The 13879-nt window shown below is 65.3% G+C and carries 15 protein-coding genes; 5 read left to right on the forward strand and 10 right to left on the reverse strand.

The genetic code is table 11. The features are described 5' to 3' along the window. The first annotated feature begins 29 nt into the window (after positions 1 to 29). The gene (locus LDO86_RS10150) at positions 30 to 773 is read left to right on the forward strand and encodes a polyprenol monophosphomannose synthase (RefSeq protein WP_018771108.1); all 744 of its coding nucleotides are present in this window, start codon (positions 30 to 32) and stop codon (positions 771 to 773) included. Positions 774 to 872: 99 nt separating this feature from the next. On the opposite strand, the gene LDO86_RS10155 is transcribed toward LDO86_RS10150, so the two are convergent. The 5 genes from LDO86_RS10155 to LDO86_RS10175 form a co-directional block, all read right to left on the reverse strand. Then, on the reverse strand, positions 873 to 1220 hold the full coding sequence (locus tag LDO86_RS10155) for an RNA polymerase-binding protein RbpA (RefSeq protein WP_026266052.1): 348 nt from the start codon (positions 1218 to 1220) through the stop codon (positions 873 to 875). 243 nt (positions 1221 to 1463) lie between these two features. Next, on the reverse strand, positions 1464 to 2405 hold the full coding sequence (locus LDO86_RS10160; RefSeq protein ID WP_018771106.1) for an SPFH domain-containing protein: 942 nt from the start codon (positions 2403 to 2405) through the stop codon (positions 1464 to 1466). A gap of 22 nt (positions 2406 to 2427) precedes the next feature. Continuing rightward, positions 2428 to 2901 (reverse strand): NfeD family protein, encoded by a 474-nt coding sequence (locus tag LDO86_RS10165; RefSeq protein ID WP_018771105.1) that lies wholly within the window; start codon positions 2899 to 2901, stop codon positions 2428 to 2430. A gap of 129 nt (positions 2902 to 3030) precedes the next feature. Continuing rightward, complete coding sequence (locus LDO86_RS10170) at positions 3031 to 3912, reverse strand: putative RNA methyltransferase (protein WP_018771104.1); 882 nt, start codon at positions 3910 to 3912, stop codon at positions 3031 to 3033. A gap of 68 nt (positions 3913 to 3980) precedes the next feature. Further along, a complete protein-coding gene (locus LDO86_RS10175) occupies positions 3981 to 4661 on the reverse strand; it encodes a peptide deformylase (RefSeq protein ID WP_018771103.1) in 681 nt (226 codons plus the stop codon). Positions 4662 to 4714: 53 nt separating this feature from the next. On the opposite strand from LDO86_RS10175, the gene LDO86_RS10180 reads away from it, so the two are divergent. After that, on the forward strand, positions 4715 to 5128 hold the full coding sequence (locus tag LDO86_RS10180) for a nuclear transport factor 2 family protein (protein ID WP_018771102.1): 414 nt from the start codon (positions 4715 to 4717) through the stop codon (positions 5126 to 5128). 34 nt (positions 5129 to 5162) lie between these two features. Here LDO86_RS10180 and LDO86_RS10185 read toward each other — a convergent pair whose 3' ends face one another. From LDO86_RS10185 to LDO86_RS10200, 4 genes are all read right to left on the reverse strand, one after another. Beyond that, positions 5163 to 6326 carry an NAD(P)/FAD-dependent oxidoreductase gene (locus LDO86_RS10185; RefSeq protein ID WP_018771101.1) on the reverse strand — a complete coding sequence of 388 codons (1164 nt, stop codon included), beginning with the start codon at positions 6324 to 6326 and terminating at the stop codon, positions 5163 to 5165. A gap of 1 nt (position 6327) precedes the next feature. Beyond that, positions 6328 to 7023, reverse strand: coding sequence for a class I SAM-dependent methyltransferase (locus LDO86_RS10190; RefSeq protein ID WP_051081430.1), 696 nt, complete (start codon positions 7021 to 7023; stop codon positions 6328 to 6330). Between the two features lie 14 nt (positions 7024 to 7037). Then, positions 7038 to 8270: a type III polyketide synthase gene (locus LDO86_RS10195; protein ID WP_018771099.1), complete on the reverse strand. Its 1233-nt coding sequence runs from the start codon at positions 8268 to 8270 to the stop codon at positions 7038 to 7040. Between the two features lie 240 nt (positions 8271 to 8510). Then, positions 8511 to 10685 (reverse strand): S8 family serine peptidase, encoded by a 2175-nt coding sequence (locus tag LDO86_RS10200; RefSeq protein ID WP_196804785.1) that lies wholly within the window; start codon positions 10683 to 10685, stop codon positions 8511 to 8513. A 517-nt stretch (positions 10686 to 11202) separates the two neighbouring features. Here LDO86_RS10200 and LDO86_RS10205 point away from each other — a divergent pair. Together LDO86_RS10205 and LDO86_RS10210 are read left to right on the forward strand one after the other, a co-directional pair. Further along, entirely contained in the window at positions 11203 to 11604 is a 402-nt protein-coding gene (locus LDO86_RS10205) for a DUF3054 domain-containing protein (RefSeq protein ID WP_043425344.1), read from the forward strand. Between the two features lie 115 nt (positions 11605 to 11719). Beyond that, entirely contained in the window at positions 11720 to 12001 is a 282-nt protein-coding gene (locus tag LDO86_RS10210) for an Lrp/AsnC ligand binding domain-containing protein (protein WP_043456257.1), read from the forward strand. 15 nt (positions 12002 to 12016) lie between these two features. Here LDO86_RS10210 and trpD read toward each other — a convergent pair whose 3' ends face one another. Next, complete coding sequence (trpD, locus tag LDO86_RS10215; RefSeq protein WP_018771095.1) at positions 12017 to 13072, reverse strand: anthranilate phosphoribosyltransferase; 1056 nt, start codon at positions 13070 to 13072, stop codon at positions 12017 to 12019. Between the two features lie 112 nt (positions 13073 to 13184). Between trpD and LDO86_RS10220 the strand changes: the two genes are divergently transcribed. Beyond that, complete coding sequence (locus LDO86_RS10220; RefSeq protein WP_223991571.1) at positions 13185 to 13859, forward strand: heme-copper oxidase subunit III; 675 nt, start codon at positions 13185 to 13187, stop codon at positions 13857 to 13859. Positions 13860 to 13879 lie beyond the last annotated feature (20 nt).

Below are 13879 nucleotides of genomic sequence, written 5' to 3' on the forward strand. Positions count from 1 at the left end.
CCGACCACTTCCACCAGGAAAGGCCCTTCGTGCGCGTCCTTACGATCATTCCCACCTACAACGAACTGGAATCGCTGCCCAAGACGCTCCAGCGCCTTCGGAAGGCCGTTCCGGCGTCGGACGTGCTGGTGGTTGATGACAACAGCCCTGACGGCACCGGCCAGCTTGCCGACGGCTTCGCCGCCGAGGACTCCCAGGTCCACGTCCTGCACCGCAAGGGCAAGGAAGGCCTGGGCGCCGCCTACATCGCCGGTTTTCGGTGGGGCCTGGACGCCGGATACGACGTCCTGGTGGAAATGGACGCCGACGGCTCACATCAGCCCGAACAGCTTCCCCAGCTGTTGGAAGCCGTGGACCAGGGCGCGGACCTGGCCATGGGCTCGCGCTGGGTTCCCGGCGGCAGCGTGGTCAACTGGCCGCTGTACCGCCAGGCGATCTCCCGGGTGGGCAGCACCTACGCCCGGCTGATGCTGGGCCTGCGGATCAAGGACGTCACCGGCGGCTACCGCGCCTTCCGCAGGACCACTCTGGAAAAGCTCAACCTGGACCAGGTGGATTCCGTGGGCTACGGCTTCCAGGTGGACCTGGCGTGGCGCGTGGCCAAACTGGGCCTGCGCATCGAGGAGCGCCCCATCACCTTCGTTGAGCGCGAACTGGGCGCCTCCAAGATGAGCGGCAACATCGTCGTCGAAGCGATGGTCAACGTCACCCGGTGGGGACTGGCCGCCCGCTGGAACACCTTGACCGGCAGGCTGAAGAACAAGCAGCCGTAGTTTTTCCCTGGGGCGCCCTCCGCGGCCTTCTGCGGACACAGGAAAAAGGGGGCGGCCCCGCACCAAAGTGCGGGGCCGCCCCCTTTTTTTCGGCTGGCCTTATGCCGAGCGGCGCTCTCCGCGGCGCTCCCGCAGGATGGTCAGGCGGTCCTCGAGGATCTGTTCAAGTTCAGGAAGCGAGCGGCGTTCCAGCAGCATGTCCCAGTGCGTGCGGACTGCCTTGTCATTGCTGGTGTCCGGCTTTTCGCCGTCAACCAGGAGCGCTTCCTTGCCGGTCTTGGAGACCCACACCGGAGGAATTTCCGCCTCGGAGGAGAACGTGACGAAAACCTGCTCGCCATCTGCGCAACGGTATTCGACCCGCTGGCGCGGAGCCGGCTCAACTCCGGACTCGGTCTCCATGCTCTGCGCACCAAGGCGCATGCCCCGCAGGCTGCGATCGCTCATGATTTCTCCCTCTGGTCGGTTCGCGGATGAAATCTCCGCGTTAGCCGGTGGCGACGTTGCGCCGCCGGACTAGTGTGTGCACTGTGCTGCATCATAAGATTCAACGCATTGCGAAGCTTGGTTGTTCCAGCTGGTCTTCTCCTGCCGGACAAATACCCAATTATACGGGCTTTAACACGTCTGCACCAAAACAGGGAGGGTTCGGCGGCTAGCCACTGAACCCTCCCTGTCTTGGTCAAGAGCCTAGGGCTGCGTGCGCTCGATGGGCGCCTCGTCGAAAAGTCCGCCGGCAGGCTCCGCGCTGGTGCCGCCAAGGGCGTTGCCGATTCCCTTCAGGGCTTCCCCAACTTCACTCGGGATGATCCAGAGCTTGTTGGCCGAGCCCTCAGCCAACTTGGGCAGCGTCTGGAGGTACTGGTAGGCCAGCAGTTTCTGGTCCGGGTTTCCCTTGTGGATGGCGTCGAAGACCTTCTGGATGGCCTGCGCCTCCCCGTCCGCACGGAGGATGGCGGCCTTGGCTTCGCCTTCCGCGGCGAGGATGGACGCCTGCCGCTGGCCCTCCGCGGTGAGGATGGCTGACTGCTTGGTCCCCTCCGCGGTGAGGATGGCAGCGCGCCGGTCGCGTTCGGCCCGCATCTGCTTCTCCATGGAGTCCTGGATGGAGTGGGGCGGATCGATGGCCTTCAGTTCCACCCGCGAGACGCGGATTCCCCAGCGGCCCGTGGCCTCATCGAGGACTCCCCGAAGCTGTCCGTTGATCTGGTCGCGGGAGGTCAGGGCCTCCTCCAGGTTCAGTCCACCCACCACATTGCGGAGGGTGGTGGTGGTGAGCTGCTCCACGGCCTGGATGTAGTTGGCGATTTCATACGTGGCTGCGCGGGGATCGGTGACCTGGAAGTAGACCACCGTATCGATGGAGACCACCAGGTTGTCTTCGGTGATGACCGGCTGCGGCGGAAAGGACACCACCTGTTCCCGCAGGTCCAGCAGCGGCAGCAGCCGGTCCACGAACGGGATGAGGATCGTCAGCCCGGGGTTAAGCGTGCGCTGGTACTTCCCGAGCCGTTCCACGACGCCGGCACGGGCCTGCGGAATAATCCGGACGGACCGGACCAAAACTATGATGACAAAGACGATCAGAACCACCAGCACAATGGCCAGTGCGGTTCCGCCTGCGTTTTCCATACAACTCCTTGTTCCCCAATTGTCAGGCTGTATCCGGACCGGCAGCCGCCGGCGGCGGTGCCGAAACTACTGCTGTGGCGCCGTCGATGGCCGCCACCACCACTTTCTGGCCAGCGGGAAGGATTCCCGCCGCGGAGCGCGCACTCCAAATATCGCCGCCGATTTTCACCAGTCCGCCGTCGGCGGTCACGGCCTCCATCACGACGGCCGGTTCACCGATCAGCCGGTCCACGTTGGTCCGCTGTTCGGCCGGCCCCTTCTTGAGATGCGAAAGGGCTACCGGCCGGACGAAGGCAACCATGAGCAGGGACACCACGCAGAAGACCACCACCTGGAGCCAGGGCTCTGCACCGGCGAAATCGGCAACCAGTGCGGCAAGGGATCCGCCGCCGAGCATGATGAAAAACAGGTCAAGGGTGATCATCTCGATCACCGCAAACGCCAGGAAAGCCGTGAGCCACAATGCCCACCAGTTTTCGCCAAGCCACTCGAACATCCCTGTTTCCCCCTTCGCCACGGGGGAGCCGCACGCGCGGACCCGCCAGTAACTGTCTTTTCATCGTAGTCCGCGGACTTACCGTGTGGGCCGGTTCATACCGGCCGCAGGGGGATAGTGGCCAAGTCGTTACGGGGCGCCGTGGGTCCTGGGCCTGAACACCAGGAGCCTGAACTTTGCGTCGGCTGTCACCGGCTCCGGGGAGTGTTCAAGCCGCACAGCGATCTGCCCCAGGTCCAGGTGGTGGCCGGCCGGGCCCATGAACGCCAGGTCCGCGGCGGCGGCCCGGCCCAGCGCCAGCGGGATGTCGACGTCGACGCTGCTGGCCGGCTCGAAATGCCCCGCCATCGCCCCGGCCAGGCGCTCATCCTTGCCCTCCTCAATGCCAAGCATCCCGGTGAGGGCGGCGATGTCCCCAAGGTGCCCGCTCCGTGGCGTCACCACCACCAGCACGCCGGTGGGTCGAAGGACCCGGGCAAACTCAGCCGGGTTCCGCGGAGCGAAGACCACGGTGACCGCATCCACCGAGTTTGCTGCTACCGGCAGCGGCTGCCAGATGTCCCAGACCAGGTTCACGGCCTCGGGATTGAGCCGGGCAGCGCGGCGAAGGGCAAATTTGGAAATGTCCAGGCCGACGGCGGACGCGTGCCGCCCGCCGGCCGCCGCCGTGTCGAGGATCTCCCGCAGATAGTGCCCGGTCCCTGTCCCCGAGTCCAGAACCACGGCACCTTCCTGCGGCAGGTTGGGCACGACGGCGGAGGCCACCGCCCGCGCCAGCGGCAGGTAGTGGCCGTTCCCCAGGAAGTTGAAGCGCGACGCCACCATGGCGGCACTGTCCGGTTCGAAGGGCGTGCCCTTGCCCACCAGGAGGTTGAAGTAGCCCTGCCGGGCGGCGTCGAAGCTGTGGCCGTTCGGGCACACCAGGCGGGGCTGGCGCGCGGCCGTTGCCTCCAGGTGTTCCAGCGGATGTGAGCAGACGGGGCACAGGAGGTGGAGATCCGCGGCAGGCATGGGAACCATCTTAGGACGGGCCGCCCTGCGCCCCTGCCGTTCGTCACTGCCCCGGGTGACGGCGAAGGTCAGCCGAGCGATATGCCTGCCGGCCCGTCGTCGAAACCCAGCCCTTCCCGCGCCTTGCTGACGCCGGGTTCAGCCCAGTGCGCCGCATACTCGGCGTTGCTGCTCAGGGACCGGAGTTGGGCACGGTCTATGTACAGGATGCCGTTGAGGTGGTCCGTCTCATGCTGGACGATGCGCGCCTGCCACCCGGAAAATGTCCGCCGCTCCGCCGCGCCGTCGGGCGTCTGGTACTCCAGGACCACGGTGTCGGGCCGCGCCACCACCGCCTGGAGCCCGTTGAGGGAAAGGCACCCCTCATAGAACGACGCCAGTCCCGTCCCCGCCGCCGTGTACCGGGGGTTGAGGATGGCCAGGAACTCCAGCGGGCTCCGGTTCCGCAGTGCCGCGGCGTCGGGATCGACGTCGAACTGGTCCTCCAGGACGGCGAGCTGCAGGGGGATGCCCAGCTGAGGGGCAGCGAGGCCCACCCCCGGGGCCTCGTGCATGACCTCGCGCATGACCCCGATAAGGCGGGCCAACTGGCCGGCGGAGAGCTGGCCGTCGAAGGCGGCGGCACGCTGGCGCAGGGCGGGGTGGCCGGCCTGGACGATGGGCGGGAGGGACCCGGCGGACAGGATCCGCTCAACAATCTCACGGATGTCGTCGGCGCCGGCGGTTGTTGGGGGAACAGTCTGGGTCATGGGGACAGCCTACTGGCGGAGCGGCGCAGGACCCTTGGTCTAGGGTCTACTGCATGGCTGATGATTCTTTCCCGCAGGCATCCCCGCTGGAGCACGTCCTGGAATTCATCCGGGTCCTTGAAGCCGGCGGCGGTGCGGAGGACATCCGGCCGTTCCTGTCGGAATCATTCCTGTTGACGGAGGCTCCGCACCTTTTGGCCCCGGAAGGGTCCACCCGCCCGCTGGCGGGAGTGCTTGCCGGTGCGGACCAAAGCCGCGATGTGGTGAAGGACCAGCAGTTCACGGTCCGGCGGACCACCTGTGAGGGAAGCCGGGTGGTGGTGGAAGCCGACTGGTCGGCCACCGTGCTGATGGATCTGCCCTACTGGGACCGTGGCGAGACGATCCGGGCCAGGACATCGTCGGTGTTTGAGGTGCGCAACGGCGTCATCGTCAGCCAGGACAGTTACGACTGCTATTTCCGGTAGCCCTGCAGCCGCTGGTTCCTGCCGGTTCACCTGGTTACTGCATGGTGAAGCGCCGGGCGGCCCACTGGTTCACGGCAGGCACGGCGGCGGCCGCGCCAATGGCGGCAGTGCGGACACGAAGGAGCGGCCCGGGCAGCGGCCTTCCAAGCATCATGTTGATTTCGGCTTGCCGCCGGGCCACGGCCGCAGCCCGGCGCCGGCTTGCCTCAAATTCGCGAAGCCGCCTTCCCGTTGGTTCGCCACCCAGTGCGGCGCAGATCACGGGCACCAGCGCCCTGGCATCCAGCCAGCCCAGGTTCATGCCCTGCCCGCCGATGGGGCTGATCTGGTGGGCGGCATCCCCCACCAGGACGGAGCGGCCGGCCACCATGCGCCGGGCAATCGTGGATTGGACGCTGAACGCGCTCAGCATGGAGTTCGTGGCCGGCTCAGGACGGAACCCGGTCCGGCGTTGCACAAGTTCCGCCAGCTCATCCGGTCCCGTGCCCGGTTCGGCGGGTCGTCCAAGCCGCACCACCCAGCGGCGCACCCGGCCGGGCAGCGGAAAGGACTCGACGATTCCTTCCGGCTCGAGGAACAGGACGGCTTTCTCCCCGTACCTGCTGCCGTCGTCGAAATCCCCCATGAGGTAGTGGTCGGGATAGGACTTCCGGTCCACAGGGACGCCCAGCGCGCCCCTGATCCGGGACCGGGCCCCGTCTGCCGCGACCAGCAAGGCGGCGGTGGCGCTGCCGTTGTGGTTGCCGCGCCGGTTCGCGGCATCCGGGCTGGACTGGACCGCGATGGTGACCTTGCCGCCGTCGTTCCTGGCTTCGGTGACGTTGGCACCCCGGACCAGCGCCGCGGGGTCCAGGGTGCGTACGCGGTCCTCCAGGAGTTCCTCTGTCCTGAACTGTGGCAGTGCCAGGACGAAGGGGTAGTTTTCCGAGACGGCGCCGAACGCCATGGTGCCCACCGTCTTCCCGCGGCTGACCGCCATGCCGGACCGGATGCGGACACCCTCCTCCACCATGGCAGAGGCCACGTGCACCGCGGCCAGTGCTTCCAGGGCCGGCGGGTGGATGCCGATGGCCCGGGTATGCCGGTTCCGCGACTGCCGTTGCTCAAAGACCCTTACCGAAACGCCTTCCTGCAGCAGGGCGGCCGCCAGGTAGAGGCCAACGGGACCACCGCCGGCGATCAGGACATCGGCATCCATCTCAGCCCTGCCGGTAGGCCAGGACCTGGTGGAAGACCGATGAGTGCTCCACGGACCAGCCCGGGGGAGCGGCTGCGGCAAGCTCGGCGCGCGTGTAGCTGCGGCGGATGGAGGTGAGGCCGTCTTCCCGGATGAAGGACTGCCGGAACGGCAGGGCGGCCACACTGAAAAGGGCAAAGGCGGCAGGACTGCGGATCAGGTCGTTGTGCAACGCCTTTCCCGCGGTCAGGATCTCCGAATCCGCCAGCAGTTGCCGGAGTTCCTCCGGGCCAAGATGGTGCAGGACGTGGTTGGAGATGACGACGTCGAACCGGGCACCCTCGCTGACCAGCTCGCCGCTGTGCGCCTTGCGGAATTCCACGCCGGCCATGGACGGGCGTTGCTGGGCGAACCGGGCCGCACGGGGATCAGGATCGATGCCCGTGATATGCACCGCTTTGCCGTCTTTGGCCGCCCAGCGGGCCAGCATCACGGCCAGGTCGCCGCCGCCGGAGCCGATGTCCAGCACCGTTAGCGGGCGCTGGTCGGGAGGGGCCATGGTCCTGAGTTCCCTGGCATACAGTTTCCGCCAGCCGGACAGCACCCGGTTGATGACGGCGAACTGCCGGTACGTGTTGTCCAGGAGACGGGCATCGCAGTCCGGCCTGTCCATCTGCTCCACGTCCGTGGTGGCTCGTCGGCGCAGGAGGATCCCCATTCCGCGGACCGCTCTCAGGCCACGGGCGCTTCGGCCGGCGTCCGGCTTTGGAGCTGGCCCAGGGCATCCTCTGCCGCGCTGCCCTCCCACCCCGGAGCGCCGCCTGTTGCCTGCCGAATCTTGGTGAACAGGCCGGTTTCCACGGTCAGACCCGGGCCAAACGCCATGGAACAGATCCGCTCTTCCGCGGCCGGCCCTTCCCGGAGTGGTTGTTCAAGGATGTGCTTGAGGACGAAGAGCACCGTGGCGCTGCTCATGTTGCCGTAGTTGCGCAAGGTTTCCCGTGCGGGGATCAGCTGGGTGTCGCTGAGGCCGAGCCTGGACTGCACCTTGTCCAGGATGCTCCGGCCGCCGGGGTGGATGGCCCAGTGGGGGATTGCCGTGTAGGGGAGTGGCACCAGTTCCGGCTCCCTGGCCAGAAGGGGCTGCAGCGCGCCGACTATGTGGTCATCGATGATGTGGGGCACGTAGTTGCCCAGGACCATTTCAAAGCCGTTGTCACCGATGTTCCAGGCCATGGAATCCTCACCCACCGGTGTCAGGACCGTCTCGAAGTGGTCCAGCTTCATCAGTGCGGTGTCCGCCATGCCTGGGCGCGCGGTTACGACGGCGGCGGCGGCACCATCGGCGAACAGGGCCGAGCCCATGATGGTGTCCGGGTCGTTGGAGGTGCGTACGTGGAGCGAGCACAGTTCAGCGCAGACAACCAGGACCACCGCATTCGGGTCCGCCTCGCAAAACAGTTTCGCGGCACGCAGGGCAGGAAAGGCGGCGTAGCAGCCCATGAAGCCGAGGTGGTAACGCTGGACTGCGGGATTAAGGCCGAGTTCACGGACCACCTTGTAGTCGGGGCCCGGATTGAAGAAGCCGGTGCAGGAGACCGTCACGAGATGAGTTATGTCAAGTAAATCGACTTCCGGGGCGGCCCGCAGGGCAGCACGCGAGGCCGCCACAAACAGCTTGGTGGCCTCGCGGGCGAAGATATCGTTGCGGACTTTGGTGCTGGGGTTCAGCAGGAGCCCGGTTTCCTGGTCGTAGAACTGCGGATCTTCGGCGCGGGACGTGTTGGTGAGTTCCTGGACGGCGGTAAACCTCGTCTCGATGGCAGCACCGTCAAAACAGGTGTTCACCAGCCGCGAGCCTAAGCGCGACAAGCCAGGCTGCGCGGCAAATACGTCACGGGCCTCGGACTGGATGAGCTTTGTCTCCGGAACTGCAGTTTCAAGTGAACGTACGTAGACCGTCATTGGTTCATTCTTGACGGGCGCCGGAATAAAGACAATGGGACCGCCGGTTTGACCAGCGCTTTCACGCAGGTGTTCGTGCTGGCTGGTTGGCTTGGTGCGCCCCGCTCCGGAGCAGTCCCAAAGCGCCGATAATCTACATTATGTCAACTAGCTCTTTGGGAGCGCTGCCCTGCTCGCCGATGCCTTCGCAACGGACAAAGGCCGCCTTCGCCGGGAAAGTACAGCATGCGGCCGGCTGGGTCAGGAGATGTAGGAACCGCCTGGGCTCCAATGGATGACGCCGCCCTGGTAGTTTTGCGCGACGCCACCGTCGTTGCCCGTGGAGTACTCGTCACTTGTCGGGTAGCCGAGGCGCCCTGATTCGTACCCTGTTGAGGCCCAGATGGAGCGGATGCCGCCTACGGACATATGCGCTCCGGTGGCTGGGGACCAGACGATGGCACCGCCCTGGTAGTTCTGGTAGACACCCCCGTCGCGCAGCCCGCCCACTTCGTTTGATACCGGGTAGCCGAGCTTGCCGCCCTCAAATCCCGACACCGCCCATTCGCGACGGATGGCGCCAACAGAGATATGCGCTCCGGTGGCTGGGGACCAGACGATGGCGCCGCCCTGGTAGTTCTGGTAGGCACCTCCGTCCCGGAGCCCGCCAACTTCATCGGTCACCGGGTAGCCGAGGCCACCATTCTCAAATCCTGTCTCCGCCCACAGGCCGCGGATCGCCCCCACGGAAATGTGGGCCCCCGTCGCCGGTGACCAGACGATGGCGCCGCCCTGGTAGTTCTGGTAGGCACCTCCATCCCGGAGCCCGCCAACTTCATCGGTCACCGGGTAGCCGAGGCCACCAGCCTCAAATCCTGTCTCCGCCCACAGGCCTCGAATCGCGCCGGTGGAGACGTGAGCCCCGGACGCCGGCGAATAAAGGATGCAACCGTGCTCGAAACACTGGTACCCGCCGTTATCCCTGAGCCCATAGATCTCTCCCGTAGTGGCAGCTCCTAAGGCCCCGTTCAGGGACGCTGCCTTTACGGCAATCGGAGTCTGCGGGGCCGGAAACGCGACGGCCGCCAAGGCATCAATCAAGCCGGCGCCGCAGCCTCCTGGGCAGGTTCCCGGAAGGGGCCTGGCCGTTGCCTTCAGCTTCGCCTCGATCCGGGCTGGCGTCAGGGAGGGATCAGCGGCTTTCATCAGTGCGCCGACGGAGGCCGCCATCGGCGTCGCCATCGACGTTCCCATCAGGTAGCCGTACGCTTCTGCGCCTGGAGTGGTTGTTCCGGCGTTGTAGGTGGACAGGATGCCGGCACCTGTGTCGCCTCCCGGGGCCATGACGTCGACGGCGGCACCGAAGTTCGAGTACGAGGCTTTGGATCCGGACTGGTTGGTGGCACCGACCGTAATGACGTTGCTGCAGTTTGCCGGCGCATTGTTTTCGGCGAGCTGGCTTTCGTTGCCGGCAGCCACGAATACGGATGAGCCGCGGCTGACCGCCCCGTCAATGGCGGCCTGCAGGGTGGAAGGGCAGGCCGCCGCTCCCCCGACGCTCAGATTGATGGTTTTCGCCGGGTTCGCATTGGCGGGCACGCCGGAGACTGCTCCTCCGGAAGCCCACGTAATGCTGTCCGACACGTCCGAGAGGTAGCCGCTGCCGCAGTCACCAAGCGCGCGGACCGGCTCGATCTTCACGCCCGGAGCGGCGCCGCTGACTCCTTCACTGTTATTGGCGACAGCGGCGATAATCCCGGCGACATGGGTTCCGTGCCAGGAAGAATGGGCGGATGAGGTGGAACCGCAAGTCCCGGAGGTCCGGTAGTCCCCCGGGTCGGAGGCGTCCGGGTCCCTGCCGTCGCCGTCACTTGAAACGGTTGGGTCGGCGATCATGTCGTAGCCTGCCATGACGTTCGCGTTGAGATCGCTGTGGGCGGTTATGCCGGTGTCGATCACCGCGACGATCTGGCCCGTACCCGTGGTTTTGTCCCAGACAGACGGAACCCTGATGCCGACGCCAGGGTCAGACAGAGCCCACTGCAAGGAGTAGTAGGTGTCGTTGGGGGTGTACGACGGATGCATGAGAATGTCAGGCTCCACGGATTCGACTTTGTCGTCCGCAGCGATGCTCTCCAGCACGCGCCTGGACTCCCCGGCATTGAGCCTGTGGCTTGTCTTGACCACCTTGGCGTCGCTGGCCGTGGTCTTGATCTCCCGCACGCCGATGGAGGCATGCCCGGCAGCCCTGGAATAGGTCTCGTCCCGCTCCGCGGCGCTGCCGGCCGCTGAGGGTTTGAACTTTACGATGAACTGGTCGGTGGGAGCTGGGGCATCCGGCAATTTCTCTGCGGCTGAAGGCCCGGGCAAGACGGGTTTGTCTGCGGCGTTTGCGGCTGGTGCGGTGGCTACGCCGGCGATCGTGGCTACCAACACCACCCCCATAGTCCGTAAGTACGTGTATCCCTTCGTCACACCAGTCTTCATGCTCAGATTCACTCCCCTTGGCCTACGGTTCCACGGTGAGCTTACTAAGGCTTGGTTAACTCAGGGACCCCACCATCATCCAGCCCCAGGGGAGGCTGACCGGTGGGCTGCTGACGCCGGGACAGCTGCCGGTGATCCGGACGGGGTCAAGGCAACCGCAAGGTCCTGCCTTGCCGGCATGCTAACGGCGGCGCTGCATTGAGGCCCCAACGACCGCGCCGATTCCCAACCCAAGCGCACAGCCCCAAAAAGGAGTATGGAACACCGCCAAACCCACACTGATCCCGACGGCGGCACCAACCAGGCTGCAAATCCACAAAGCTTTATTCACACATGTCTCCAGTACAGCGGGACTGACCTCTGCTCCTGCTGAGACCATACTGCATGCCGATTCCGCCTCCGCTCCCCCGCTTCATGTGAGGTCCTGGGTCAAGCTCGAGGAGGCGTGACGGCTAAGCTCGAAACCATGAGTTCCTTGAAAACGAAGGCGGCAGCTACAACGTCCGGAAAAACGGTGCTGGCAGCGGCGGCTGCCGATGTCGTGCTGATCCTTGCGTTCGCCGCCATCGGCCGCGACGCGCACCACCGCGAGGAGCCCATCCTGGGTGTGCTGCTGACTGCATGGCCCTTCCTTGCCGGCGCGGCAGCGGGATGGGTCGTTTCCCGCGCCTGGCGCAGCCCTTTGTCTGCCCTCCGGGCGGGTGTTCCGGTCTGGCTCGGCAGCCTCATCGGCGGCATGCTTTTGCGCGCGCTGACCGCACAGACGGTTGTCCTCCCCTTCGTCATCGTTGCCACGCTGGCCCTCGCAACGTTCCTCGTGGGCTACCGGCTCCTGGCTGCCGGTGCCGCGCGTCTCCGCCGCCGATAGGGGCTCTCCGCCCGAAGGGCGGGCTGCCGGGAAAAGGACGCCCGTGTAATAGGCTGGCAGTAGAGAGAAACCTGCCGTGACTTGCTGCGGCGGAACTGATCGAAGGGGTACAAACGTGGTCACCGCATTTGTTCTGATCAAGACTGACGCCGCCCGCATTCCCGAGACTGCGGAGGAAATCTCAGCCATCGAAGGCATCAGTGAGGTGTACTCCGTCACTGGAGAATGGGATCTGATTGCGGTGGCGCGTGTCCACCGGCACGAGGACCTGGCTGATGTTATCGCCGACCGGCTCTCCAAGGTTCCTGCAGTGGTCCACACCACCACGCACATCGCATTCCGGGCGTACTCACAGCACGATCTCGACGCTGCCTTTTCCCTGGGCTTCGAGCAGTAACCCGCCAAGCCGTCCTCAGGCGCGGGACAGGGACACCCAACGGTCCAGGACGGCTGCAGCGGCGCCGGAATCTATCGATTGCGCAGCCCGCGCGTAGGCCTTCTGCATCCTCGCCAGGAACGGGCCTTCCGCTTCACGGTCGAAGGCAACCAGGCCTGCCGCCGCATTCACCAGGACCGCGTCCCGGGCAGGACCCTCCTTGCCGGCAAGCACGTCACGGACAACTCCTGCGTTTGCCACTGCATCACCGCCGCGAAGCTGCTCAACGGTGGCCAGGCTGATGCCGAGGTCCTCCGGGGAGAAGAACAGTTCAGTGACGCCCCCGCCGCGGATCTCCCACACGGTGGACGGGCCGGTGGTGGTGAGTTCGTCCAGGCCGTCGTTGCCCCGGAACACCAGCCCCCTGCTCCCCCGCCGGGCCAGGACGCCTGCAACGAGCGGCGCCATCCGCGCATTGGCCACGCCGACGGCCGACGCCTGCACCTTGGCAGGGTTGGTCAGCGGTCCCAGGAAGTTGAATGCGGTAGGTATTGCCAATTCGCGCCGGGGTACCGCGGTATGGCGGAATGACGGGTGGAACACCTGCGCGAAACAGAATGTGATACCCGCCTCTTCGGCGTTCCGGGCCACCTGCGCAATGGACAGGTCGAGCCGGACGCCGAGCGCTTCGAGCACGTCAGCGGATCCCGACGACGACGACGCGGCCCGGTTGCCGTGCTTCACCACCTTTGCGCCGGCCCCGGCGGCCACAAGCGCGGCCATGGTGGAGATGTTGACGGTGTTAAGTTGGTCACCACCGGTGCCGACGATATCCAGCTTCTCGCCGGAAATTTCCACCGGGTTGGCATGCGCCAGCATCGCCTCAACCAGGCCGGAAAGCTCATCCACGGTTTCGCCCTTGGCGCTGAGGGCCACCAGGAATCCGGCGATCTGGGCCGGCGTGGCTTCGCCGGACATGATGGTGTCCATGGCCCAGGACGTGTTCTCCGCCGTAAGGTCATTGCCCTTGATCAGTGCCGAGATCAGCCGGGGCCAGGTGTTGCCGGACGCTGCAGATGCCTGTGAAGTCACCTGCTGATGCTATCGAGCGATGGCAGGCACTGACCAATGTGAACGGTGCCGGGAACTTTTCCGGGCAATTTCGCGTCTTTGTAGAAAAAGTCCTCCCAAAAGGCGGTTTGCGTTGGGCAGCACGGACTTTTACAGACATAATGTCTATGTGACATCTGCGACCCATGCCCCCAGTACCCCGGCGCACCCAACGCTGAACCGCCCCAACATGGTTTCTGTCGGAACCGTTGTGTGGCTGTCCAGCGAGTTGATGTTCTTCGCCGGTCTTTTCGCCATGTACTTCACGCTCCGCTCCACGAGCGGTGAAATGTGGGCTGAAGAGACAGCCAAGCTCAACTTCCCCTTTGCGCTCGTCAACACGATTGTCCTTGTGGCCAGTTCCTTTACTTGCCAGATGGGCGTCTTCGCCGCAGAGCGGCTGCAGCCCCGGCGTACCGGAGGTGCCCTTCAGTTCGCCCGTTGGGGAATGAACGAATGGTTCACCCTGACGTTCCTCATGGGTGCGTTCTTCGTTGCCGGCCAGACCACCGAATACGCGATGCTGGTTTCCGAGCACGTCTCGCTTTCCTCCAACGCCTACGGCTCTGCCTTCTACATGACCACCGGCTTCCACGGCCTGCACGTCATCGGCGGGCTTATCGCCTTCCTGCTCATCATGGGCCGGTCCTTTGCCGCGAAGAAGTTCGGACACTTTGAAGCTACGTCCGCGATCGTCACCTCGTACTACTGGCACTTCGTTGACGTCGTGTGGATCGGCCTCTTCCTGGTCATCTACGTACTCAAGTAGCCAGCTTTGATTCTTTTTCT

Origin of the sequence: Arthrobacter sp. StoSoilB19, from assembly GCF_019977275.1 — a bacterium.
Lineage (GTDB): Bacteria > Actinomycetota > Actinomycetes > Actinomycetales > Micrococcaceae > Arthrobacter.